Below are 24642 nucleotides of genomic sequence, written 5' to 3' on the forward strand. Positions count from 1 at the left end.
CCTGAGCATCCGGATCCCGCCCCGCCGAGTGAGCACCCGTTCGTCGAGCGAGCACCCGATCGGATGCGCGCTCGGCAATCGGATGCGCGCTCGCGCGCCGCGCAGCGCGCGGCTACTCGCGACCGGGGTCGAGGGGCGCGAAGCCTGCGAGACCGCCGCGCTTGAGCAGCCCCGCGACCGCGAGCGAACCGGCGACGGCGAGGAAGATCGGAAGCAGGAGAGAGAAGCCCGTGTTGGTGAACTCGATGATCAGGGCGATCGCGGTGAACGGGGCGCGCATGTTCGCGGCGAGGAAGGCGGCCGCGGCGACCACGGCGAGTCCCGTGCCGCTCGCCCCGGGCCAGAGCAGGGCCCATCCCGCCGCCGCCGCCGCTCCCAGTGCGGCGCCGATCGCGACGGAGGGCTGCAGCGTTCCGCCGATGGCGCCCGCTCCGAGGGAGAGCGTGGTCGCGACGTACTTCAGCACCGCGAGGATGAGCAGGAACACGACCGGCTCGCTCAGCTCGAAACCGGCGGTGGCCAGCGCGCGCCCGTTGCCGAGGATGAGCGGGAAGAACATCCCGACGGCGCCCACGGCGGCGAACACGAGCGGGAGCACGACGAGCAGCTTCCAGCCGGTGGGCCGGAAGGCGCTCAGCCGTTTGGTCGCCGCCACGAAACTGGTGGCGACGACGCCCATCAGCGGTCCGACGACCAGGGCGGCGACGAGCAGCGACGCGTTGACCTCGATCGATCCGAGGTCGTAGAGCGACTGGTCGCCCACGAGCGGCCGCGCGACCAGGGTCGCGATCGCGCTGACCGCGAGCGCGGTCACAGCGGCGGCGATCGAGAACTCGCCGAGGAGGATCTCCACCGCGAACACCGCGCCGCCCAACGGGACGTTGTAGACGGCCGCAAGACCCGCTCCCGCCGCCGAGGCGATCAGGATGCGGCGCCAGCGCGGCGTCAGGCGGAGCCAGCGGACGACCTTCGACGACGCCATCGCGGCGAGCTCGCGCGGGGCGACCTCCTTGCCGATCGACGCGCCCAGCGCGACGGAGACCACCTGCAGCACGGTGTCGACGAGGGTCTCCAGCGCCGGCATCCGTCGCCCGTCGACACCCTGCTCGACGCTCGCGACGGGACGCCCGAAGCGGCGGATGAGGTACCAGCCGACGGCCGCCATGACGCCGGCCGCGCTGACCGTGGCCAGGGGCAGCCAGAACTCGGATGGCGCGGCCAGACCGTCGAGGAAGGGGCCTCGGCCCTCACCCCAGACGAGGTGTTCGACGGAGTGGACGATCCAGACCAGCAGCAGGACCGCGAGCCCCGTACCGACGCCCGCGAGGACGGTCGCCGCGCCGATCCGCGTGAGGTGACCGACGGCGGGGCGCAGCCGCGTCGCGCTCACCGCAGCGTACGCCGGGAACTGATCTGGCCCGTGTCGAACCCCATGAGGTGCAGGCCGCCGTGGAAGCGCGCGTGCTCGATCTTGATGCAGCGGTCCATGACGACGGTCAGGCCCTTGCTCTCGCCGTAGCGGGCCGCATCCTCGTTCCAGATCCCGAGCTGCACCCAGACGGCGGGCGCACCGACCGCGAGGGCGTCGTCGATGACCGAGGGGATGTCGTCGGCGCGGCGGAAGACGTCGACGATGTCGGGCACCTCCGGCAGCGAGGCGAGATCGGGGTAGGCGGGCTGACCGAGGATCTCGGTGGCGTTCGGGTTCACGAAGTACACCCGGTAGTCGCCGGACTGCAGGAGGTACGTGCCGACGAAGTAGCTCGAGCGCGCCGGATTCGCGGAGGCCCCGACGATCGCGATGCTCTTCGCGGCGCGGAGGATCGCGAGGCGTTCCTTCGCACCCGGCCCCTCCCACGTGCGCTGCGAGCGCAGCAGCTTGGCGAGGGGGGAGCTGGCGGGCAGGGCGCACGTGAGCCCGTTCGGCAGGCGGGTCTCGACGGTCTCCTCGAGGTCGGTCACGTCGTTCATCATGCCTCCTGTGCGGCGGCGAGGGCCTGGTCGAGGTCGTAGATGATGTCGTCGACGTCCTCGATGCCGACGCTGATGCGCACGAGCCCCGGCAGCACTCCGCCGTCGATGAGCTGCTGCTCGGTCAGCTGCGCGTGGGTCGTGGACGCGGGGTGGATGACGAGCGTCTTCGCGTCACCGATGTTGGCGAGGTGGCTGGCGAGATCGACTGACTCGATGAAGCTGCGACCGGCCGCGCGGCCTCCCTTGACCCCGAAGCTGAAGACGGCGCCGGGGCCCTCCGGCAGGTACTTCTTGGCGCGATCGTGGTGGATGTGGCCGGGAAGTCCCGCCCAGGTGACGTACTCGACGCGCGGGTCGGCGTCGAGCCACTCGGCCACGGCACGCGCGTTCTCGACGTGCGCCTTCATGCGGTACGGCAGCGTCTCGACGCCCTGGGCGAGCAGGAAGGCCGAGTGCGGCGCGAGCGCCGGGCCGATGTCGCGCAGCTGCTCGGCACGGAGGCGGGTGAGGAAGGCGTACTCGCCGAAGTTGCCCGACCACTCGAGCCCGCCGTAACTCGGCACCGGCTCGGTGAACAGGGGGAAGCGCTCGCTCGACCAGTCGAAGCGGCCCGACTCGACGACCACCCCGCCGAGGGAGGTGCCGTGCCCTCCGAGGAACTTGGTGGCGGAGTGCACGACGATGTCGGCGCCCCACTCGATCGGACGGCACAGGTAGGGCGTGGCGACGGTCGAGTCGATGACGAGCGGAACACCGGCGGCGTGCGCCACAGCCGCGAGGCCCTCGATGTCTGCGACCTCGCCCGACGGGTTGGCCACGGTCTCCGCGAACACCGCCTTCGTGCGGTCGGTGATGGCGGCCGCGTAGTCGGCGGGATCCGCCGAGGCCACGAACGTCGTCTCCACGCCGAAGCGGCGCAGCGTCACGTCGAGCTGGGTGATGGAGCCGCCGTAGAGGTTGGCGCTGGCCACGATGTGATCGCCCGCCCCCGCGAGCGAGGCGAACGTGATGAACTGCGCCGAGAGCCCGCTGGAGGTGGCGACGGCGCCGAGCCCCTGCTCGAGCGACGCGATGCGCTCCTCGAACGACGCCGTCGTGGGGTTCGCCAGGCGGCTGTAGATGTTGCCGTACTTCTGCAGCGCGAAGCGGGCGGCCGCATCCTCCGTGTCGTCGAAGACGAACGCCGAGGACTGGTAGATCGGCAGCGCGCGGGCGCCGGTGACGGCGTCGGGGATGTTGCCGGCGTGGATGGCACGCGTGCGGAAGCCGTATTCGCGGTCGGCCATGAGGGCCCTTTCGAAGGGGGATGCGGGTTTCCCGCAGCCTACCGGCCGCTCGGCGCCGCCCCGATTCGTGTGTCGGCGTGCGTCGGCGCACCGCGTCGGTCGCTATCGTCGGTGACATGGAGGACTGGACCGAGCAGGCAGCGGAGGCGCTGGACAGGCTGACCGAGTCGGGACTCGGCGATCCCTGGGTCGGCACCGCTCGCATCCTGTCGGCGACGCCGCCCTCTTCTCGGCGGCGCCACCAGAGCTGCACGGTCGAGCTGGCCCTCGCCGCGGAGGGCTTCGAGGGCGCGACGGCGTCGGCCGAGGTCGTGATCGACACCCGGTATTGGCCGAGGCCCGGCACGGTTCTGCCGGCGCGGTTCTCCCGCGCGCTCCCCCGCACGATCGACGTGGACTGGGAACGGCTGCGCTCAGCGCGGTGACAGCGACGGCGCCTCCGGGATGCCGAACACGTGCCTGAGCGCGCTGCGCGCCGCCCACCATCCGCCGAGCCCGTGCACACCGGGACCGGGCGAGGTCGACGCCGAGCACAGGTAGACCCCCGGAAGCGGTGTGCGCCAGGGGTCGCGGCGCAGCACGGGGCGTTTGAGTAGCTGCGCGACGTCGGGACTGCCCGCGGCGATGTCACCGCCGGGGTAGTTCGGGTTGTGGCGCGCGAGGTCCACGGCCGTGCGCGAGCGGGCGGCGAGGATCGTGTCGCGGAAGCCGGGCGCGAACCGTTCGATCTGGGCGACGACGGCCTCCTCCCGGTCGACGTCGCTGCCGGCGGGCACGTGGGTGTACGCCCACAGGGTGTGCGCGCCGTCGGGGGCGCGCGTGCGGTCGAAGAGCGAGGGCTGCGAGATGAGCACGTACGGGCGTTCCGGCATCCGCCCGTGCACGACGTCGTTCTCGGCGGCCGCGATCTCCGCCCGGGTGCCGCCCAGGTGTACCGTGCCGGCCTTCGCGACCGCGGGATCGGCCCACGGGACGGGCGCGGACAGCGCGAAGTCGACCTTCGCGACGGCCGCGCCGTAACGGAACCGGCCGAGCGCCTCCCGGTACGAAGGCGGCAGGTCGTCGCCGGCGATGCGCAGAAGCGCCGCGGGTGTGACGTCCAGCAGCACCGCGCGAGCCGGAGGCAGTTCCGCGAGCGAGCGCACCTCGTGGTCGCGGACGACCTCGACCCCGTGATCGCGAAGGTCCGCCACCATCGCGTCGACGATCGCCTGGCTTCCGCCGATCGGGATCGGCCAGCCGTGCGCGTGTGCGTAGGCGCCCAGTGCCAGCCCGGCCCCGGATGCGGCGAGGCTCGGCTGCGGCAGGATCGAGTGCGATGCCACGCCGGTGACGAGCGCGGGCGCCGCGTCCTCGCGGAACCGCCACCCCCACAGCCGTGACCCCTGGTCGAGCACGCGCACGCCGAATCGCGCGGCGAACACGGGGTCGGCGGGGACGCGCAGCAGCGGTCCGCCGGTCAGCTCGGCCAGCTGGCGGGTGTTCTCGGCGAGCGGGCGCATGAGCCGCGCGTAGGCGGCGCCGTCGCGCCCCAGCTCCTCAGCCGTGCGGTCGAGGTCCCGGTATGCGAGCGCCGCACGCCCGCCGTCGAGGGGATGCGCGAATGAGAGCTCGGGGACGACGAAGTCGACGCGTTCGGTGAGGCCGAAGGACCGGAAGAAGGCGGACTCGAACGCGAGCGGATGCACGGCCGAGCACACATCGTGGAGGAACCCCGGCAGCGTCAGCCCCGCCGAGGACGCGCCGCCGCCGAGGGTCGCGGCGCGCTCGTACACGCGGACCGAGAGTCCGGCTCTGGCGAGGGTCACGGCGGCGGCGAGTCCGTTCGGACCCGACCCGACCACGATGACGTCGAGATCGCTCACTCTTCGATCATCCCCCTCTCGCGGCCCGACCCTCCGCCAGGAACGCCAATCGTTGCAGGGTCTCGGCGTTACGCAGGTGCAGCGGGGGGTTCAGGATCCACCGCGGGATCCATGCTCCGGGGCCGGCGACGGCGTCCTCCGTGATGCGAACCAGGCATCCGTCCTCGCTCGGTCGCACCTCGATCACGACGCGCGCCTCCCCCATGGGCCAGCCGCGCGCACGGAGCACGATCCGCCGCGGCGCGTCGTACTCGCGCACCTCGGTGGTGTCGTCGATCAGCACGGGCCAGACGCCGAACGAGTGGTGCAGCTGCGCCCCTTCGGCCGGCCAGGCATCGTCGACCGACCGCATCCGGGAGGCTCCGACCACCCACGAGGGGTACAGCCAGCCGTCCGCCATCACGGCGAAGACCTCTTCGGGCGTGCAGGACATGCGACGGACATTGCGTGACATGGGCGGCCTCCGATCGTCGTTGCGTCACGCTAAGCACGACCGCTGCGAGCTTCGACGGGGTTGCCTCCCGCGGCTGCGGCCGCTATCCGACTCTCGCTGTGGCACGCTGGAGACATGCGGATCGCAGTGACGGGATCATCGGGAAAGCTCGGACGCGTGGTCGTTCGCGAACTGGCCGCGGCCGGACAAGAGGTCATCGGCCTCGATGTCGTCGGCGAGCGCGGACCCGGCTTCGTGCAGGTGGATCTGACCGATTACGGACAGGTCGTCGACGCGCTCGGGTCGGTGAACGACCAGCACGACGGCGTCGATGCACTCGTGCATCTGGCCGCGGTTCCCGCACCGGGCCTGCGCGCGGACGTCGCCGTCTTCCACAACAACATGACGGTGTCGTTCAACGTGCTGCACGCCGCGACACGGCTCGGCATCCACCGGATCGTCACCGCGTCGAGCGAGACCGTGCAGGGGCTCCCCTTCGATGCTCCGCCGCCCTACATCCCCGTCGACGAGGACTACCCCGCGCGTCCCGAGTCGGTGTACTCCCTCGTCAAGCACCTCGAGGAGCGGATGGCGATCGAGCTGGTGCGCTGGCACCCGGAGCTGTCGATCACGGCGCTGCGCTTCTCGAACGTCATGGTCCCCGAGGATTACGCCGAGTTCCCCTCCTTCGACGGCGACGCCCGGCTGCGCAAGTGGAACCTGTGGAGCTACATCGATGCCCGCGACGGCGCGCAGGCCGTGCTCCGCGCGCTCGAGACGGCTCCGACCGGCTTCGACCACTTCCTGATCGCCGCCGCCGACACGGTCATGTCGCGTCCCAACGCCGAGTTGGTGGCCGAGGTGTTCCCGGACACCGAGGTGCGGGGCGAAATGGGCGTGAACGACAGCCTGTTCTCCACGGCGAAGGCGCAGCGCCTGCTCGGCTACGCGCCGCGGCATTCCTGGCGCGATCACGCCTGAGGCTCAGGACTCCGGCTGCACCGGCTTGCTCATCTGCACGGCGGTCACGCCGAAACCGAGCGACTCGTACAGCCGGCGAGCGCGCTCGTTGAAGCCGAAGACGTTGAGCGCGAGCTCTCGCCCGCCCCGCTCGGCGACATACCGCTCGGCCAGGAGCATGGCCGCCCGCCCGTAGCCTCGCCCGCGATACGGTTCGTCGATCTCGACGTCCCACACCCACCACACGCCCTCGTTCCCGCGCGGATGCGGGCCCAGCCACATCACCCCGACGCGGCGACCCGCCGCCTCGACGTGGAGCACGTCGTGTCCCACGGCGGGAAGCCCACCGGGGAAGAGCTCTGTGTACGACTCGGCGGCGATGCGTTCGGCGGTGGCACGGTCATCGCCGGCGCGCACGCGCTCCTCGGTGTACGCGCGATGCTGAACGGCGATCCACGCGGGGAACTCGTCGTCCGAGAAGCGGCGGAAGGTGACGTCGACCATACCTCCATCATCGCGGCCATGCCGGCCCGCATCCGCCGCGAGCCCGTCGCGATGTCGGAGGCCCTCCCTACTGTGAAGGTATGTCCAACGATGCGCCCCTCTTCGAAGAGGACCCCGACGCGTCGTTCGCCCGCGACGTCGAGAGGGCGCCGGTCGAGCCCGAAGACGCGGTCGATCGCGTGGTCGAGGTCTCCGCGATGCTGTCCGTCTTCGCCGCCGAGCAGGTGTGGGCGATCTCCGAGATGCGCGCCGACGCGCACGCCGAGGCCAAGCGCGCGGGCCGGCACGATCGGGGCATCGTGGAGCGCTCGCTGCGCCTCGAACTCGCGCAGGCGATCGGAGCCACCGAGGCTGCGGCCGACCGCCTGATCGCCCACGCGGTGGCGCTCGTCGAGCGGTATCCCGAGACTCTCACCGCGCTGAGCCGCGCGCAGATCACCCAGCGGCACGCCCAGGTTCTCGTCGACGCCGTCGATCGTGCCGAGCCATGGTTGCGCGACGAACTGGCGCCACTCGCACTCGAACTCGCCGCCCGTCTGCCCATCGGCGTCTTCCGGCACGCTGTGCGCCGCCTCGTCGACGATGCCCGTGCCGCCACGCTGGCCGAGCGGCAGCGCGAGGCGCTCGACACGCGTCGCGTCGCGGTCGACGACGACCGTGACGGGATGGCGTGGCTCACGGTCTACCTGCCCGCCGTCGAGGCGAGGGCGATCTTCGACCGCCTCACCCGCACCGCCGCAGCCCTCATCGCCGCGGAGACTGCATCCGAAAGCCCGGAGAGTTCCGTCGGAGACGAGACCGATCCGCGGCGCACGCTCGATCAGGCACGCGCCGACGTCGCGGCCGACCTCTTGATCGACGGCGAGGCGCCGCAGCACGGCGAGCAGGCGCGCGGCATCCGCGCGACGGTCGCGGTGACCGTGCCCGCGCTCACCCTCCTCGGCGCGAGCGAGGTGCCGGCCGTCGTCGACGGCGTCGGCCCGATCCCCCTCACGAAGGCTCGCGAGCTGTGCGGCGGGGCAGACGGATGGATGCGCGTGCTGACCCACCCCGAGACGGGTCTGGTCCTGTCGGTCGGGCGCACGCAGTACCGACCGCCGGCGAGCCTGCGACGGCTCGCACGGTGGCGCAGCGCGCGGTGCAGCGCTCCGGGGTGCATGGTTCCGGCGAATCGGTGCGAGATCGACCACACCATCGCGTGGGAGCACGGGGGTTCGACCGCGGCCGACAACCTCACCCCGCTGTGCAAGGGGCATCACACCGTCAAGCACCACGGCGGATGGAAGGTACGGCAGTTCGCGGATGCGTCCACCGAATGGACGAGTCCGACGGGCCGCATCTACACCGTTGTACCGGAGCGACGCACGCCCACGTTCGTTCTGGATGCCTCGCCGCCGGGCGACCCGCCGTTCTGAACGCCCCACGCCAACGTCCGACACCCGTCGAGGCCCCTTCCACCCGCGGGGTCCGACGGACCTGCCATGCTCGACGCATGGTCGCGGCCACGGCGGCCGCATCCGTGCTCCGGAAGAGGTCCGCATGCTCGAGACGCGTCTACCCTACGAGGCCTGGCAGCCCACGAAGGAGACCCTGCACCGGTTCGTGCAGGTGGTCGGCAAACTGCGGCTCGCACGCAGCGTACGGCGCAACCACTGGTGGAACGTGCCGTTCCACCTCACCGGCTCCGGGATCACGTCGCGTCCGATGGGTGCGGACCCGACCTTCGCGGTCGACTTCGATTTCATCGATCACCGCCTGAAAGTGGCGACGAGCGAGGGCGTCCGCACGTCGTTCTCGTTGCCTGGACTCTCCGTCGCAGACTTCCACGCGCGCCTCGTCCGCGCCCTCGACGGCGCGGGCGTCGACGCCGCGCCGATCCTCGCGGCGACGCCGTTCGACCTGCCCGATGCCGCCCGCCCGTTCCGCGACGACACCGAGCACGACGCGTACGACCCCGCATCCGTCACGGCGTACTGGCGGCTGCTCTCGGATGCCGGCCTCGTTCTCGAGGAGTTCTGCGGTCGTTTCAGCGGCAAGACGAGTCCCGTGCACCACTTCTGGCATACCTTCGACATCGCCGCGACGCGCTTCTCCGACATCGTCGTGCCGCACACCGACCAAGCGGACAGCGTCACCCGCGAGGCCTACTCTCGGGAGGTCGTCTCATCGGGGTTCTGGTTCGGCGACGCGAGCGTGCCCGAGCCCGCGTTCTACTCCTACACGTCACCGGAGCCGCCCGGCATCGCACATCGCCCGCTCCCCGAGGGAGCGCAGTGGCTGGATCGCGGCACCTCCCACCTCGCCGTGTACCCGCTCGCGCGCGCCCAGGCGACGGGTGACCCGCGAAGGGCCGCGCTCGACTTCTTCGAGGCCGCGTACCTCGCCGGGGCGGAGCTGGCCGGATGGGACATCGCGCGCTACGCCTGCGTCGACGGCGTGACCGATCCGTTGCGCGCCGCCGTCGGCGGCTGACAGCGCGCCACCGCACCCGCACCGGATGCGGCAGGATGGTGCTGCGCGCGAGGGATGGGGGCCCGAGATGACGACGCACGACGACCCGACCGATCAGCTGGTCCCGTTCGCCGACCTGCTCGACGCAGGCGGGGACGATCCGCCACCCGTCGATCGCCAGGTACGGCGACGGCGTCGCTGGATCGTGGCGATCGTGCTGCTGGTCCTCGTCGTCCTCCCTCTCGCGGCGGGCGGCGGCTACACGGTCTGGGCGCTCAACGCTCCGTTGCCGGAGCCTGTCATGACCGCGGAGAAGCCGTCGGTGTCGACACCCGGAGCGGCCGGCATCGCGATGCCGACGGAGGGCGCGTCGGCGCTGAGCGTGTCAGGAGGCGACGCCTACCTCGGCGCGGGAGCCAGCGGCATCTGGACCTCGAGCGGCGGCGATGAAGCGCGTCCGCTGGCCAGTATCAGCAAGCTCATCACGGCGCTTGTCGTGCTCGACGCGTCGCCGCTCAGCGGGCCGGACGACCCGGGGCCCACGATCACGTTCTCGAAGGCCGACCACGATCTGTACGACGAGTACTACGTGCAGGGCGCGACGATCCTCGCCATGCCGACCGGCAGCTCGATGTCGCTGCGCGACGCGCTCACGGCAATGCTGCTCCCCTCCGCGAGCAACTACGCAGATGCCGTGTCCACCTGGGCGTTCGGCTCGCGCAGCGGATTCCTCGACGCTGCCCGCACCTGGCTCGACGCGCACGGGATGACAGGCACCACGATCGTGGAGCCCACAGGCATCAGCGCGCGCAACACTGGCACGCCCACCGACCTCCTCACCCTCGGCAAACTCGCCGCATCCGAGCCGACCATCGCCGCGATCGCCGCGATGCCGTCCGCCTCGCTGGGCGATCTCGGCACCGTGAGCAATACGAACAATCTTCTGGGCGTCGACGGGATCACCGGCCTCAAGACGGGGAACCTCGGACCCGACAACTACAACCTGCTGTACACCTCGACGCTGGATGTGGGAATCGGCGAGCCGCTGCATATCACCGGCGTCGTGCTCGGGGTGTACTCCCGCGGCACGGTGGACAGCGTCGTGCGTGCGCAGCTGCAGAGCATCCGCGACGGGTTCCACGCGGAGCAGCTCGCCGAGGAAGGGCAGCAGATCGGTTCCCTGTCGACCCGCTGGGGGTCACGTGCAGCCCTGGTCGTCGCCTCGACCCCCAGCATCCTGACCTGGTCGGACACCGCGATCACCGTCGACATGGATGTCTCGGTGCCCACGACGTACACCGACGGCGAAGTCGTGGGCACGATCACCTGGACGGCTGGACCGAACACGACGACGGCGGACGTCGTCGTCTCGGGCGACATCGAGCCGCCGACCGAGTGGTGGCGCCTCACCCACCCCGGGCAGCTCGGCGCCGGCTAGGCCACGATCCCGCGGAGCGCGTCCACGATTCGGGTCGCCCGGTGATCGTCGACGGCCTCCATCCAGTTCGTGACGAACGAGAAGCCGACCCTGCTGTCGAGATCGGCGAACGCGACCTGCCCGCCCGCGCCGTCGTGACCGAAGCTGGACGACCCGAGGTACCGCCGCGCCTCGGAATCGAGCTGGAACCCCGCGCCCCAGCGCGGCCACGGCGGCGGCGCGTCGAAGAACGGCGCCCCCGCCGTACGCTCGCGTGTGGCCGCGACGACGGTGTCGTCGTCGAGCAGACGCACCCCGTCGGTCTCGGCCACTGTCGCCGACCACATCGCTGCGACGGCGCGTGCCGTCGCGACGACCCCGGCACCCGGGATGACGGCGGCCTGCACGGCCGGCGTGTTGAAGCCCTCCGCCTCCCCGACGAGCGTGGACGGCAGGGCGCCGCCGAGCGTCATGGCACGGTCGCCCCAGTCGACGACTCCCGGCACGCGCTGAGCCGCCTGCTGTGCGACGAGTCCTTGGAGGGAGGCGCCGACGAACAGGTGCGCGGCTGAGCCGGTGTGCTCGGCCGGCAGCCCGAGCCACGCATCCGCACCGAGCAGGTCGGCCATCTCACGGAACGCGACGGCAGCGGAACGACCGCTCGCACGGCGCACGATCTCGCCCGAGATCCAGCCGTGCGTCAACGCGTGGTACGCCCATGCCTCCCCGGGCTTCCACAGCGGTTCCTGCGCCGCGAGCAGCGCGGCCACGCGGTCGAAGTCGAGCAGCTCCTGGGTCGTGAGGTCGACGCTCAGCGCCGGCACCCCTGCGCGGTGGGCCAGCGCGTCACCGACCGTCACCGCATCCTTGCCGCGCTGGCCGAACTCCGGCCACAACGCGGCCAGGGGGCTGTCCAGATCGACGCGTCCGGATGCGGCGAGCCGCGCGACGAGGATCGACATCAGGCCCTTGGAGCACGAGAAGACCACCGACGGGGTGTCACGTTCCCACGGGCGGTCGATGCGTGCATCCGCAGAACCGGCCCAGAGGTCGACGACGCTGCGACCGTCGACGCGGATCGCCAGGGCTCCGCCCATCTGCGGAAGCCCGTCGAACGCCGCCGCGAAGGCGTCGCCGATCGCTTCGAAGCCCGGGGCGATGTGCCCGTTGATCCCGATCATGCTGCGATCTCCTCCACGATGAGACGGTCGTTCTCCCACCGCACCGGAAGCGGATCCGACAGAGCGCCCACGAAGGCGCCGTCCGTGCCGATGTTCTCGAACGCGAGCATCACATCGCGCCCCGCCGCATCCTGCGTGATGCGACCGCTGTAGAGCTTCTCGCTCGCGACGAGCACGGCCCGGTCCACCGGGTAGGGCCCGAGCGGATCGTCGAGGGCCACCGCCCAGATCCCGCCGCGCTCACCGGTCCGTGCGCCGGCCAGATGCGCCGAATCGCAGGAGAAGATGAGCGCCCATCGGCCGTCGATCTGCACCAGTTGCGGGACTTCGAGGTGCGCGAAGCCCGCACCGGGAACGCTGAGCGGCGGGCTCACCTCCCAGCGCGACAGGTCGGCCGAGCGGGCGTGGCCGATCACCCCTGTGTCGCGCTCGCCATCGCCCAGGGCGCGCGCGGTGACGAGCATGTGCCATCCGTCCCCGGCGGGGTCGGCGAAGACCCACGGGTCGCGCCACGCCTGTTCATGCCAGGTACCGTCGCCGAGCGTCTCGTACCATCGCGGGTCTGCGGCGACGACGACCGAGGCATCCTTCGTCCAGGCGCCCGGCTCCGATGCGGATGCGGCCAGCACCGTCTCCACGTTCGCGTGCGCCACGGGGTCGAGGAACCGTGAGCCCGTGTAGAACATCCGCCACGTCTGCGCCTCGCGGACGACGCTTCCCGTCCAGGTGGCCGTCGCGTCCGGCGCGTCCCCGCCGGACGGTCGCAGCACCGTGCCGTGCACAGTCCACGTGCGCAGGTCGGTCGAGGTGGCGTGACCGACCGTCGCATTGCGGTGGCGCAGGTCGGGGTCTCCGAGCGAGGTCGGCGCCTGCAGGAAGTACATGTGGTGGGTGTCGCCGTCGCGGGCGAACCAGAAGTCCCAGACCCAGTGGTCGGGCAGCGTGAACGTCACAGAGTTCTCCTCATGAATGGGGAAGGGCCGCTCAGCCCTTGACGGCGCCTTGCACCAGCGCGCGGATGAACTGCCGCTGGAAGATGAGGAAGAGCACGACCGCGGGCGTGATGATGATCAGGGCTCCCGCGTTCAGCAGCGGGATGCTGAGCGAGTACTGCCCCTGGAAGAAGGTCAGCGCACCGGCGACCGTCCGCTGCAGCGGGTCGGCGATGAGCACGACCGGCAGCAGGAACTGGTTCCACGTCCAGATGAACAACAGGATCGCCAGGGCGGAGAGCGCGGGCATCGCGAGCGGGAGCTGGATGCTGCGGAACTCGCGCCAGAGCGACGCTCCGTCCACCCGGGCCGCCTCGGAGAGCTCCCTGGGCACGTTGATGAAGTGGGCCCGCATCCAGAACACGCCGAACGGCATGTACAGCCCGATGAGCGGGAAGATCACCGCCCACGGGGTGTTCACGGTGCCGAGCGACTGCGCCTGGTAATAGAGCGGGATGATGAGGGCCTCGAACGGGATCGTCAGGCCCAGGATGAAGAACACCAGCACTCCGCGGCCGAAACGCACCTGGAGTGATCCGAGCGCGAACCCGGCGAGGGTGGCGGCGATGAGGCTCGCCGGCACGACTCCGAGCACGATGAGCATGCTGGAGCCCATCAGCTGCCAGACGTGGCCCGTCTCGAACGCGGTGGCGAAGTTGCCCCACTGCGGGTCGGTCGGCCAGGTGAGACCGGTCGGGTTGCGATCGGCGGGCTGCAGGGCGGCCGAGAACATGCTGACCAGCGGCAGCACGGTGACGATCACCGCCACGCTGAGCAGGAGGTAGCCGAGCACACGCTCGGTGCGGCTGGCGATCACGAGTCGCTCGCTCTCGAGAGTCGTTGGATGGGCAGGACGACGACGAGCACCAGCACCATCAGCACGATGCCGAAGGCGGACGCGAGGCCGACGTCGCTCTGGGTGAACCCGATGCGGAAGATGGACAGGCCGGGAACGAGGGTGGCCCGGCCAGGTCCGCCCTGCGTCGACGTGTAGATGATGTCGAAGCTGGACAGCGCGGCGATGACCGTGACGGTCACGAGCACGGCGATCTCCTGGCGCAGCCCGGGGAGGGTGATGGTGAAGAACTCGCGCCACCACCCGGCGCCGTCGAGCCGGACCGCCTCGTAGAGCGAGACGTCGATCTTCCCGAGGCCGGTGAGCAGCAGCACGGTGCACAGCCCCGTCAGCACCCACGATCCGATCAGACCGACAGCCGGAAGAGCCGTGCCGTAGTCGGCGAGCCAGGGGCGGGTGATCCAGCCGAGCCCCAGCCATCCCAGGATCTGGTTGACCGCGCCGGTCTGCGCGTACATCCAGGACCAGGCGATACCCGCTGCGGCCAGCGGGATGATCTGCGGAAGGAAGAGCACCGTCTGCGCCGAGGCGGCGAACGCCTTCGACCGCAGTCCCCGGATGAGGGTCGCGAGCACGAGACCCGCCCCCACGGGGATGATCGTGAAGAACGCGATCAACACGAAGGCGTTGCGGATGGCACCGAGCAGGTCGGGGTCGGTGAAGACGGTGAGGTAGTTGTCCACCCCCACCCAGCGCGCGACGCCGATGCCGTTCCAATCGTAGAACGAATACTGCACCCCTTGGATGAGGGGCCAGACGACGAACGACACGTAGGCCGCGAGAGCCGGCACGAGCAGGAGCCAACCGGCGAGCGTCCCGCGCCGGGCGGCCGCCTTGGCAGCGGCCCGGCGCGGGGGCGCGGTCGCCGCCGCGGCGGTGCCGTCGGGTCGGGGTGCCGCCACAGCGGCGACCGCGCCGTCGGTCATTTGCCGCCGACCTCCTTCTCGTAGAACGCCTGGACGCGGTCCACGAACTCCTTGCCCGTGATCTGGCTCGTCACCAGCAGCTGCGACTCGGGGATGATCGATCCGGCGTAGATACCGGCGGTCGTGTTGGACATGAAGTCGACCTGACCGTTCTCGGCGCCGATCTGCGCGGACATCGCGAGCGCATCCTCGATGAGCGAGCCGGACTCGACCTTCGGCTGCTCGAGCGACGGGTCGCCACCGGGCGACGCGCCGGTGACGTCCACGATGATCTGGCGCGCGGTCGGGTCGGTGTGCACCCAGTTGAGGAAGTACACGATCTCGTTCAGGTGCGCCGATTTGGCTGCGACGGAGAAGGAGTTCGCGGCGCCCATGGCGACGTGGTCGCCTCCGGCCTCCGCCGGCGGGACGAGGAAGAACGAGACGTCGGAGCCGAGAGCCTTCTGATAGTTCGCCGCCTCCCAGTTGCCGTTGAAGGTGAACAGACCCTCGCCCTCACCGAAGCGGCTCGTGAAGGTGAAGTAGTCGATCGCGTTGATATCGGACGGGAAGTAGCCCGCATCCGCCCACTTGCGCACGAGCTCGGCGCCCTTCACGTTGCCCTCTTCGTCGTAGCGCGCACCCGGCTCGTTGAACATCCACGACAGGAACTGGTCCTTGTCCACGTACTGGTTCATCGCCGCCTGCACGACGAAGTTCACGACGCCGTCCTTGTCACCGGCCATGATCGGCAGGGCGCCCGCGGCCTTGGCCTTGGCCATGTCGTCCTCGAGCTCGGCGAGCGTCTGCGGCGGCGCGTCGATGCCGAGCTGGGCGGCGAGCTTGTCGTTCATGTAGATGCCGGTGATGCTGTAGCCGAGCCCGAGCTGGTACAGCGAGCCCGAGCCGCGGATGCCGTCCTCGCTCATCCGCAGCGGCGCGAGCTGCGAGGCGGGCCACGCATCCCAGCCGTAGGCGTCGAAGTACGGGTCGAGATTGGCGACCAGGCCGTCACGCACCGTGTCGCCCAGGGTGGGGAGGCGGATGAGGTCGGGCGGTGTCGCGCTCGCGAGCAGTTTCGGGGCGTTCGCCGTCAGGTTCTGGAACGTGTCACGGGTGATGGTGAAGGTCACGTTCGGGTGCTGCTTGGTGAACTCCTCGGTCAGCTTGTCGGTGACCGGGAAGCCCGTCTCGTCGGCGATCGTCAGCTCGACCGGGTCGGAGGTGAGCTCGGTCGAGACGGTGACGTCGTTCTGGGCGGCCGGTGCGGCGGCTCCCGGCGCGCAGGCCGTCAGAGCGGCTACGGCGAGGCCGGTGATCGCCAGCAGGGCGACCGGCCCTGAGCGACGCAGGCGGCGGTGCGGTGTCGTGGTCATGGGGCGACTCCTTTGTCTGTGGTGCAAAACACGGCTCCGGATGACGGGAACATCGGGTCATGTTCTCGTCGGTCCCTGTGCTGAATGGATTTAGCACGCACATTGTGCGCATACTGGGGTCCCAGTGTCAATTTCCGCTCCGCGTACGCTGGGAGAGCATTCAAGGAGGTGTGCGTGGGGAAGCGAGTCACCCTTGCGGATGTCGCGCGCAGAGCCGGGCTGTCACCGTCCGCCGCATCGATGATCCTCAACGGCCGCCCCGACACCCGCCTGTCGGCCGATGCCCATGAGCGTGTGCACGCCGCCGCATCCGAGCTCGGATACCGACCGAACGTCGCCGCCAGGGCGCTGCGCACCGACACCACCCACACGATCGGCTTCGTCTCCGATCACGTCGCCACGACCCGCTTCGCGAGCGGACTCATCAAGGGGTCCCTCGAAGCCGCGGAGGCGGCGGGGCACGTCGTGCTGGTCGCCGAGACCGGCGGTGAACCGGAGCGTGAGGTCGAAGCGGTCTCGGCGCTGCTGGATCGTCAGGTCGACGGGATCATCTTCGCCTCCATGCGAGCGCGGGAGACCTTCGTGCCGCCCTTGCCCTCGCGCACGCGCATCGTGATGCTCAATGCGACGAACGACGTGCACACCTGCAGCGTGCTCCCCGACGAGGAGACCGGCGGGCGGCGGGCGGTCGAGCTGCTCGCCGACGCCGGTATCACCGAGGGCATCGTGCTGCTCGGCTACGACGCCGAGGCGGAGCGCGACGTGTTCCGCTCCGAGACGGTCGCATCCCGCATCCGCGGCATGTCCGAAGCGCTCCGCGAGCGCGGCATGACGCTCGCGCGCTCGGAATCCATCTGGCTGTGGGAGCCGGCGAGCGGCCACGAGGTGATCTCACGCCTGCTGAGCGAGGGCGAGCGACCGAAGGCGATCATCTGCCTCAACGACCGGCTCGCCTTCGGCGCCTCGCAAGCGCTGGCCGAGGCCGGTCTCGGCATCCCGGACGACGTGTCACTTGTCTCCTTCGACAACGACGAGCTCGCGGCCTACCTGCGACCGGGCCTCACCACCATCGGGTTGCCGCACGAGGAGATGGGCCGTCGTGCTGTCGAACTGCTGCTCGAGCCGGACGGCCCGCCACCCGGCATCCACCTCGTGGAGATGCCGGTCGTCGTGCGCGCCTCCGTCCGATCGGCGGCCCCCGGCTAAGCGCCGGCGGGCGAGTAGCCGATCAGCCAGGTCACCCCGAAGGCGTCGCGCACCTGCCCGTCGACGTCACCCCACGGTCGCTCCCCCATGGCCTCGATGACGGTTCCGGTTGCGGCGAGCGCGTCGAACCATCGTCGGGACGTGGCTGCGTCGCCGGCGCCCAGCAGCGCGAAGAGCACGCCGTGCACCTGGACGGATGCGGCGCCGTCGGCTGCATCCGAACCGAACAGGTCGACGGGACCGCGCAGTTCGCCGTGCGCGATCCACGACGGCGCGCCGTCCTGGCGGCCGAACTCGGCGAAGGTGTGGAGCTCCAGCTCACCGCCGAACACGTCGCGGTAGGTCTTCAGCGCGTCCGCGGCGATGCCGGCGAACTGCAGGTACGGGACGGGGGCGGCCATTCCGGCAGGCTACCGCTCACCCCCGACCCGCTGCGCGATCAGACGAGCCAGGCACGCTCGTCGCCGCTGAAGCGATTGACGGCGCCCGGCATGGACGTCGCCCGCTCGTACATGCGCGCGAGGCCGGGCATCACCGCCTGGTTGCGCTCGTCGAGGCGGTCCTGGCGCTCGATGATCTCGTCGAGGCGCTCGGCGAGCTCGGCACGCGCGGCACGCTCGTCGACCGTGATCACCTCGCCGCCGGCGACGACCACGCGCCCCTGCACCATGACGATGTCGATCGAGGAGCCGTTCTCGGAGTAGACGAGTTGCAGGTCCAGCTTCTGACGGGGCGTGAAGGCCATGGTCTCGAGGTCGTAGATCACCAGGTCCGCCTGCTTGCCGACTTCGAGCGAGCCCACCACATCGTCGAGCACGGCGCTGCGCGCTCCCCCGATCGTGGCCGCGGCCAGCACCTCGGCGACTGTCGGCCACTGGTCGATGTCCGGCCCGGTCACCTTGTGCAGCAGAGCCGCGGTCTTGACCACATCGAGCATCCGCGGCGAATCGCTGCTCGAGCAGCCGTCCGTGCCGAGGCCCAGGTTGACGCCCGCGTTCTGCAGCATGCGCCACGCGGCGATCCCCGAGCCGAGCTTGAGGTTGGAGATGGGGTTGTGGGAGATCGAGGTGCCCGCCGCAGCGACCGTCTGCATGTCGGCATCCGTGAGCCAGATCCCGTGGGCGAGCGTCGTGTGGGGCGAGAGGGCACCGATCGACGCCATGTAGGAGACGAGGCTCCCGCCGTACGACTCGTCCCCGGTGACCAGCTGCGTCTTGGTCTCGAGCACGTGGATGTGGCATTCCGCCCCGAACTCGAGCGCCATCTCGGTCGCCCCGGTCAGCAGCGCCGGCTCGCACCGCTGCGGGGCGGAGGGCGCGACCATGAACCGCAGCCGGCCGTTCGCGCGACCGTGGTGCGCGGCGAAGGCCTCGCGGGCGAACCTCAGATACGCCTCGGTGGACGGCACGTGCGCGGAGCGGATCTCGCGCACCACGTCGTCGGGCAGGTACTCCTCGGCGAAGGGCACCGTGTCGAGGAAGGGCCGGTTGATGACGTGTCCCGAGACGTTCGCCCGCACGCCCAGTTGCTCGTAGGCGTCGAAGACCGCGGCGAGCTGCTCGTGGTCCTGCCCCGGGGTCTCGAGCACGTCGTCGACGAGCGTCGTGACCCCCGCCTTGAGCGACTCGATACCGAAGAGGGTCGTGCGAAGACGCACGAGGTCCGGCGCGACGCGGCTGTCGCCGAGGATCGGATACGACATCGCCATCCACATCTCCAGCGGCAGATTGTCGTAGCGACCCTTGTAGAGCATCTCCCACGAGTGGGTGTGCGCGTTCACGAAACCGGGTGCGACCAAGCGGTCGCGACCCTCGACGATCTCGTCGCCGGGCTCGGGCTGGAGGTGCTCGCCGATCGCGACGATGACGCCGTCGGCGATCCGGATGCTGCGCACGATCGGGGTGCTGCCCGAGATCGGGTCCATGGTGATGACGTGGGCATCGCGGATGAAGGTGCTCATGGTGGTTCTCCGTCGAGGGGTGGGGCGAGGCGGCGCGGGGCGGGGATCCTCAGCGGGCGGATACGGTCTCGCGGGGCTCGGCCGCATCGGTGAACTGCTGCGCCTCGATCCAGCGCTTGTGGCTGGTGCGGGCCAGCAGCCAGTAGGTGAGGCCGGCGGCGACGCCGCCCGTGAGCCAGGAGATGTCGAGGCCGCCGAGCGCCTGCGAGCCGAGACCCTGCAGCGCCGGCACCATCCCGTTCAGGAACAGCCAGGTGAAGACGATCCCGACGAAGAAGGCGATCAATGCGCGCGGGTTGACGTCGGGCAGACGCGTCGATCCGACGGCGTCGAACAGGTGGTCGAACCGGCGCGAGCGGCGCTCGAAGATGCCGTAGTGCACGAGCATGATCGCGCCCCACGTCGCGACCCAGCCGACCACCCCGACCAGCCACGCGTCGAGGGTCTGGGCCGCATCCTCCTGGAAGATGAAGAAGACGGCGGCAGCGAGCGAGAGCACGCCGACGAGGATGTTGAGGGCCTTGCGGCCGACCTTGAGATCGAGCGCCTGGGCGGCGACGCTGAAGCTGTAGATGTTGAGCACGTTGGTCGCGATGGGCCCGTGCAGCACGAGGAGCAGGACCGGGATCGCGAGGGCACCGAAGTTCTCGACGATGAGCTGGCCGGGATCGACCGTGCCGTTCTTCGTCGCGAGGGACGCTCCGAGCAGACCGAGCCAGATGACGGGGATGAACTGCCCCAGCGCACTGGCGAGATAGAGCTTGCGACGGGGCACGCTCGTGCTGATGAAGCGCGAGTAGTCCGCCGCGTAAGTCAGCCAGGTGATGCCCCAGCCGATGCCGATGGCGGTCATCACGGCCGACATCGCGACGATGCGGTCGCCACCGGAGAGCTCCGCGCCGGCGGGACCCGCGTAGCCCCAGTCGATGTCGAGGAAGAACCACGCGACGATCGACATGATCACCAGCACGAGCACGGTCGGGGGCACCGTCCACCGCTCGAACGCCGCGATCGCCTTGTATCCGGCGAGCGCCACGCCCACCTGGATCGCCATGATGAGGGCGGCGATGCCGATCTTCCAGCCGATGTTCGCCTGGGTCGGATCCAGCCATCCCAGCTCGCCGAGCAGGGCCGTCACGAGGTCGAGGACGATCCACGTGTTGACGGCGCACCATCCGATGACCACGACCGCCTGGATCACCGAAGGCAGGTAGTTGCCCCGGCGGCCGAACACGGCGCGGCCGAGGAGCATGCCGGTGACGCCGGTCTTCTGACCGAACAGCACGAAGATGCCGAACAGGCCCATGCCGATCAGGTTGCCGATCACGAGCACGAGCATCGTGTCGAGGAGGCTGAGTCCCATGCTGATGCCGAGCGCTCCCAGCACCCAGTTGATGGGGGCGATGTTGGCGCCCATCCAGATCCAGAACTGACCGGAGACGCGGGTCGTTCGGGCGGACTCGGGAATCGGCTGGAGCGTCTCTTCGATGTCGTGCGGACTGGCAGAAGACATGGGCGGTGTCCTTCTCGCGAGGTGGAGCGATCAGTGGAGCGGGTCGCCACCCAGCATGCGGCGGCGGTGTTTCCGCGCTCGCGGCGCTCTGTAAACTCGCGGTCACGGCGAATGGACAGAATGTATGCCCCTCCTGCTCGATCAGATCCTCGCGGACGCCGTCGTCCAGAAGACCGAACCCGAACTCGTCTGCGGCATCGCATCCGAGGTGGATGTGCGCTGGGTGCACGCGAGCGAACAGCTCGACATCGCGCCGCTCCTGCGCGGCGGGGAGCTCATCCTCATGGAGGGGGTCAACCTCGTCTCGGCGAATGCGGCCCAGCTGCGGACCTACGTCGACACCCTCGTCGCACGCGACATCGCCGCGCTCGCCGTGGAGACGACACCCCGCCTCCCCCGCATCCCCGAGGCGCTCGTCGAGCACGCGGAGGCGAGCGGCCTGCCCGTGATCCACCTGCACCGCCGGGTGCCGTTCGTGCAGATCTGCGAGAGCATCAACAGCCAGCTCGCCGACGTGAGCCTGCGGCGCCTGCGCATCGCCGATCAGATCTCCCTCGCCCTCTCGGAGGCGATCGAGAACCTGGCGAGCATCGACCAGTTGCTAGCCCTCATCCGGGATCAGGCGAACTCGTCGACGCACCTCACGTCGCTGTCCGGGCAGACACTGGGAGTCGCGCTCATCGAGGCCGACACGCCGTCGCTCGGCATCGAGTACACCGCACCGGTGTCGTTCGGCGGCACGGTCGTGGCCACGCTGACGCTGCGCCCGGCGGCGGACGCCGACATCCACCTCATCTCGGGCGCGTTGTCACGAGCGCCCGAGATCCTCGCCATCGCGCTGCTGCGCACGCATCCGCTCTCACCTCACGACCGGCGGCGGAGCCGGTTCATCTCGCTGCTGGCGTCGAGCGGGCCGCGCACCTCCGCCGCCGAGCACGCGCGTGAGCTCACGACGCTGGCCGTGCGGCTGGGGTTCGAGCCCGACGACCGGTTCATCCCGTTCGTCGTCGAACTCGACGACGCCTCGAACGTCACGGCCGTGCAGGACGCGATCGCCGGGATCTCGCCGCGTTCGACCGGGCAGTTCGCCGACGGCCGGTACGTCGGCATCGTGGGGTTCGCCCCGTCATGGGACGCCCAGAACGTGCGCGGTGCGGTGACGGATGCGCTGCGCCGCCTCGCCGCGCGCGGCGGAGTGCGCGCCGCGGTCGGACCCACGAGCGCGAGCGTGGACCGGGCCGTGCGGGCCGTGCGCTCCGCGAGGGAGAGCGTGCCGTACACGTCGGATGCGGAACCGGTGGTGGATGCGGCGAGCATCGCCGTGACGCGCCTCTGGCCACTGTTGTCGCAGATCGAGCCGGTCGCGGAGTTCATCGACGAGCAGATCGGCGCTCTCCTCGACCGGGATGCCGTCGCGCACGGCGAGCTGTTCGACACGCTGCGCGCACTGGCGGCGAACCTCGGCAGCAAGACGGATGCGGCCGCATCCCTCGGCATCCATCGACAGACCTTCTACCAGCGTTTCGAGCGCATCACCGGCATCCTCGGTCCGCTCGAGCCGGGGTCGGCGCGGATCGGCGCGGTGCTCACCGCGGTCTTCCTCGAACAGGCACGGCGCCAGGCCGCGGCTGCGGCCGAGGCGAAGCAGGACGCGGCGAGCCGCCCGAACGCGTGACGGCGGGGTCAGTCCTGCTCCTCGCGCACGATGGCGGCACCGGCGGTCAGGGCGCTGAGCTTCGCGAGCGCCACGTCGCGTGGCAGCGGCGCCATGCCGCAGTTGGTGCTGGGCATCAGCTTGTCGGCGTCGACGTAGCGCAGCGCGTCACGGAGGGTGTCGGCGACCTCCTCGGGCGTCTCGATCTCGTCGGTGGCGACGTCGATGGCGCCGAGCATGACCTTCTTGCCGCGGAGGAGCTCGATGAGCTCCATCGGAACGCGGGAGCCGTGGCTCTCGAGCGACACGATGTCGATCGCCGAACGCTGCAGGAGCGGGAAGGACTCCTCGTACTGACGCCATTCGGTGCCCAGCGTCCGCTTCCACCGGGTGTTCGCCTCGATGCCGTAGCCGTAGCAGATGTGCACGACGGTCTCGGCCCGCAGTCCCTCGGCCGCGCGCTCCAGCGTCGCCACTCCCCAGTCGCGCATCTCATCGAAGAAGACGTTGAAGGCCGGCTCGTCGAACTGGATGACGTCGATGCCCGCCGCCTCGAGCTCTCTGGCCTCCTCGTTGAGGATGACCGCGAACTCCCACGCCAGCTTCTCGCGGCTGGCGTAGTGACGGTCGGCGAGCGTGTCTATCATCGTCATCGGGCCGGGAAGCGCCCATTTCAGCGGGCGATCCGTCTGTCGACGCAGGAAACGCGCGTCGTCGACGAAGACCGGCTCGGGCCGACTCACGGCGCCCACGACGGTGGGCACACTCGCGTCGTAGCGGTCACGGATGCGCACCGTCTCGCGGCGCTCGAAGTCGACACCGGCAAGGTGCTCGATGAAGGTCGTCACGAAGTGCTGCCGGGTCTGCTCGCCGTCGCTGACGATGTCGATGCCGCGGCGCTGCTGCTCCTGCACGGCGATGCGCAACGCATCCTGCTTGCCCTCGACGAGTGCCTCACCCGCCAGCTCCCACGGCGACCAGAGGACCTCGGGCTTCGCGAGCCACGACGGCTTCGGGAGGCTCCCGACGATCGCGGTCGGCAGCAGTGCGGGCGTCTCTGCGCGGCTCATCGGGCGAGTGCGGGCTCGAGACCGGCCCATCGTGCGAGCACATCACCGTACGTCGCCAGGAAGTGCTCGGCCGCGTACGTGCCCTGCGTGATCGCCAGCTGCGCGCGCTCGACGCGGTCGTAGTCGACCTGTGTACGCGAGAAGTCGCCGTGCTCCAGGCTCGGGCGGTACACGCTGCCCGCGGCCGCGTTCGCGTTGTAGATCTCCGGGCGGTAGATCTTCTGGAAGCTCTCCATCGTGCTGATCGTGCCGATGAGCTGCAGATTCGTGTAGTCGTTGGCCAGGTCGCCGCGGAAATAGAACGCGAGCGGCGCCGCGCTGCCCGCGGGCATGAAGTAGCGCACTCGCAGCCCCATCCGGGAGAAGTATTCGTCGGTCAGCGAATACTCGCTCTGGAGGTACTCGACACCGAGCACCGGATGCGTGTTGTCGGTGCGACGGTACGTCTTGCTCGTCGAGACGCTGATGCAGATCACCGGCGGCGCCTCGAAGCGCGCACGGTAGGCGTCCGAGTCCAGGAACGCCTGGAACAGCGCGCCGTGCAGGGCGCCGAAGTCGTCGGGCACGGTGAACGCGCCGGCATCAGCGGTGACGGCGGGAAGACGCACGCTGAAGTCGTAGTCGCGCACGTAGGACGAGAAGTTGTTGCCGACGATCCCGTGATGCCGGATTCCGGTGTGCGAGTCGCGGATGTGGACGTCGAGCACCTCGAGCAGCGGGAAGTGGCGCTCCTCCCCGTCGACGGCCAGCGCCGCATCCACCGAGACGATCTCGAGCTCGACGGCGTACCGGTCGCCGTTCGGGTTGTCCCACGGGGCGAGGTCGTTGCACCGGCGATCGATCATCGTGAGCACGCTGCGGAGATTCTGCTGCCGGTCCTCCCCGCGGGCGAGGTTGGCGAAGTTCGTCGTGGCACGGGACTCGGCGGAGGGCGAGTAGTCCTCGTCGAACGGTGTCGTGGAGATACGGAACGTGAGCTCGTTCGTCATGCGCAGCCAATCGGGTTCTCGCGCGGCGGGTGGGTCGCGGGGGTGTCGTG

Annotated in this window: 23 protein-coding genes; 7 read left to right on the forward strand and 16 right to left on the reverse strand. The window is 70.2% G+C overall.

Annotation, left to right across the window (positions count from 1 at the left end):
- Positions 1-112: 112 nt before the first annotated feature.
- Genes EHF32_RS09050 through EHF32_RS09060 form a run of 3 tightly spaced genes read right to left on the reverse strand, consistent with a single transcriptional unit; the run spans position 113 to position 3260 of the window.
- Complete coding sequence (locus tag EHF32_RS09050) at positions 113-1390, reverse strand: chloride channel protein (protein ID WP_137417874.1); 1278 nt, start codon at positions 1388-1390, stop codon at positions 113-115.
- Positions 1387-1971, reverse strand: coding sequence for a CoA-binding protein (locus EHF32_RS09055; RefSeq protein ID WP_137417875.1), 585 nt, complete (start codon positions 1969-1971; stop codon positions 1387-1389). Before EHF32_RS09055 ends, EHF32_RS09050 begins: the two co-directional genes overlap by 4 nt.
- Positions 1971-3260: an O-acetylhomoserine aminocarboxypropyltransferase/cysteine synthase family protein gene (locus EHF32_RS09060; RefSeq protein WP_137417876.1), complete on the reverse strand. Its 1290-nt coding sequence runs from the start codon at positions 3258-3260 to the stop codon at positions 1971-1973. The genes EHF32_RS09055 and EHF32_RS09060 overlap by 1 nt, the downstream gene beginning before the upstream one ends.
- A 116-nt stretch (positions 3261-3376) precedes the next feature.
- Between EHF32_RS09060 and EHF32_RS09065 the strand changes: the two genes are divergently transcribed.
- Positions 3377-3685, forward strand: coding sequence for a hypothetical protein (locus EHF32_RS09065; RefSeq protein ID WP_137417877.1), 309 nt, complete (start codon positions 3377-3379; stop codon positions 3683-3685).
- Here EHF32_RS09065 and EHF32_RS09070 read toward each other — a convergent pair.
- The gene (locus EHF32_RS09070) at positions 3674-5125 is read right to left on the reverse strand and encodes a phytoene desaturase family protein (RefSeq protein ID WP_137417878.1); all 1452 of its coding nucleotides are present in this window, start codon (positions 5123-5125) and stop codon (positions 3674-3676) included. The two genes, EHF32_RS09065 and EHF32_RS09070, sit on opposite strands and share 12 nt — an antisense overlap.
- Positions 5126-5132: 7 nt before the next feature.
- Entirely contained in the window at positions 5133-5579 is a 447-nt protein-coding gene (locus EHF32_RS09075; RefSeq protein ID WP_137417879.1) for an SRPBCC family protein, read from the reverse strand.
- 114 nt (positions 5580-5693) lie between these two features.
- Between EHF32_RS09075 and EHF32_RS09080 the strand changes: the two genes are divergently transcribed.
- Entirely contained in the window at positions 5694-6539 is an 846-nt protein-coding gene (locus tag EHF32_RS09080) for an NAD-dependent epimerase/dehydratase family protein (RefSeq protein WP_137417880.1), read from the forward strand.
- Between the two features lie 3 nt (positions 6540-6542).
- On the opposite strand, the gene EHF32_RS09085 is transcribed toward EHF32_RS09080, so the two are convergent.
- Positions 6543-7022 carry a GNAT family N-acetyltransferase gene (locus tag EHF32_RS09085; protein WP_137417881.1) on the reverse strand — a complete coding sequence of 160 codons (480 nt, stop codon included), beginning with the start codon at positions 7020-7022 and terminating at the stop codon, positions 6543-6545.
- An 80-nt stretch (positions 7023-7102) separates the two neighbouring features.
- Here EHF32_RS09085 and EHF32_RS09090 point away from each other — a divergent pair, with 80 nt between their 5' ends.
- The 3 genes from EHF32_RS09090 to EHF32_RS09100 all read left to right on the forward strand — a co-directional run bounded on the left by EHF32_RS09090 (position 7103) and on the right by EHF32_RS09100 (position 10911).
- Positions 7103-8437: an HNH endonuclease signature motif containing protein gene (locus EHF32_RS09090; protein ID WP_238343670.1), complete on the forward strand. Its 1335-nt coding sequence runs from the start codon at positions 7103-7105 to the stop codon at positions 8435-8437.
- A gap of 124 nt (positions 8438-8561) precedes the next feature.
- Complete coding sequence (locus EHF32_RS09095) at positions 8562-9494, forward strand: DUF5996 family protein (RefSeq protein WP_137417882.1); 933 nt, start codon at positions 8562-8564, stop codon at positions 9492-9494.
- A gap of 67 nt (positions 9495-9561) precedes the next feature.
- Positions 9562-10911, forward strand: coding sequence for a D-alanyl-D-alanine carboxypeptidase family protein (locus EHF32_RS09100; RefSeq protein ID WP_137417883.1), 1350 nt, complete (start codon positions 9562-9564; stop codon positions 10909-10911).
- Here the strand turns inward: EHF32_RS09100 and EHF32_RS09105 are convergent.
- The 5 genes from EHF32_RS09105 to EHF32_RS09125 are packed head-to-tail and all read right to left on the reverse strand — an operon-like array spanning position 10908 to position 16200.
- The gene (locus tag EHF32_RS09105; protein WP_137417884.1) at positions 10908-12071 is read right to left on the reverse strand and encodes a serine hydrolase domain-containing protein; all 1164 of its coding nucleotides are present in this window, start codon (positions 12069-12071) and stop codon (positions 10908-10910) included. The two genes, EHF32_RS09100 and EHF32_RS09105, sit on opposite strands and share 4 nt — an antisense overlap.
- Entirely contained in the window at positions 12068-13024 is a 957-nt protein-coding gene (locus EHF32_RS09110; RefSeq protein WP_137417885.1) for a family 43 glycosylhydrolase, read from the reverse strand. The genes EHF32_RS09105 and EHF32_RS09110 overlap by 4 nt, the downstream gene beginning before the upstream one ends.
- A gap of 31 nt (positions 13025-13055) precedes the next feature.
- Positions 13056-13880 (reverse strand): carbohydrate ABC transporter permease, encoded by an 825-nt coding sequence (locus tag EHF32_RS09115; protein ID WP_137417886.1) that lies wholly within the window; start codon positions 13878-13880, stop codon positions 13056-13058.
- Entirely contained in the window at positions 13877-14845 is a 969-nt protein-coding gene (locus EHF32_RS09120; protein WP_192900632.1) for a carbohydrate ABC transporter permease, read from the reverse strand. Before EHF32_RS09120 ends, EHF32_RS09115 begins: the two co-directional genes overlap by 4 nt.
- Entirely contained in the window at positions 14842-16200 is a 1359-nt protein-coding gene (locus tag EHF32_RS09125) for an ABC transporter substrate-binding protein (RefSeq protein ID WP_137417887.1), read from the reverse strand. Before EHF32_RS09125 ends, EHF32_RS09120 begins: the two co-directional genes overlap by 4 nt.
- A 174-nt stretch (positions 16201-16374) precedes the next feature.
- Between EHF32_RS09125 and EHF32_RS09130 the strand changes: the two genes are divergently transcribed.
- Positions 16375-17406, forward strand: coding sequence for a LacI family DNA-binding transcriptional regulator (locus tag EHF32_RS09130; RefSeq protein ID WP_238343671.1), 1032 nt, complete (start codon positions 16375-16377; stop codon positions 17404-17406).
- On the opposite strand, the gene EHF32_RS09135 is transcribed toward EHF32_RS09130, so the two are convergent.
- Genes EHF32_RS09135 through EHF32_RS09145 form a run of 3 tightly spaced genes read right to left on the reverse strand, consistent with a single transcriptional unit; the run spans position 17403 to position 20879 of the window.
- Entirely contained in the window at positions 17403-17807 is a 405-nt protein-coding gene (locus tag EHF32_RS09135; protein ID WP_137417889.1) for a VOC family protein, read from the reverse strand. The two genes, EHF32_RS09130 and EHF32_RS09135, sit on opposite strands and share 4 nt — an antisense overlap.
- Before the next feature lie 38 nt (positions 17808-17845).
- On the reverse strand, positions 17846-19366 hold the full coding sequence (locus EHF32_RS09140; RefSeq protein ID WP_137417890.1) for an amidohydrolase family protein: 1521 nt from the start codon (positions 19364-19366) through the stop codon (positions 17846-17848).
- Between the two features lie 49 nt (positions 19367-19415).
- Entirely contained in the window at positions 19416-20879 is a 1464-nt protein-coding gene (locus tag EHF32_RS09145; RefSeq protein ID WP_137417891.1) for a purine-cytosine permease family protein, read from the reverse strand.
- Between the two features lie 124 nt (positions 20880-21003).
- On the opposite strand from EHF32_RS09145, the gene EHF32_RS09150 reads away from it, so the two are divergent.
- Positions 21004-22554 (forward strand): PucR family transcriptional regulator, encoded by a 1551-nt coding sequence (locus EHF32_RS09150; protein ID WP_137417892.1) that lies wholly within the window; start codon positions 21004-21006, stop codon positions 22552-22554.
- A gap of 8 nt (positions 22555-22562) precedes the next feature.
- Here the strand turns inward: EHF32_RS09150 and EHF32_RS09155 are convergent, their stop codons facing one another.
- Positions 22563-23603: a methionine synthase gene (locus EHF32_RS09155; RefSeq protein WP_137417893.1), complete on the reverse strand. Its 1041-nt coding sequence runs from the start codon at positions 23601-23603 to the stop codon at positions 22563-22565.
- The gene (locus EHF32_RS09160; protein WP_137417894.1) at positions 23600-24592 is read right to left on the reverse strand and encodes a putative oxygenase MesX; all 993 of its coding nucleotides are present in this window, start codon (positions 24590-24592) and stop codon (positions 23600-23602) included. The genes EHF32_RS09155 and EHF32_RS09160 overlap by 4 nt, the downstream gene beginning before the upstream one ends.
- Between the last annotated feature and the right edge of the window lie 50 nt (positions 24593-24642).

It is taken from the genome of Microbacterium sp. RG1 (assembly GCF_005347485.1).
GTDB lineage: Bacteria > Actinomycetota > Actinomycetes > Actinomycetales > Microbacteriaceae > Microbacterium > Microbacterium binotii_A.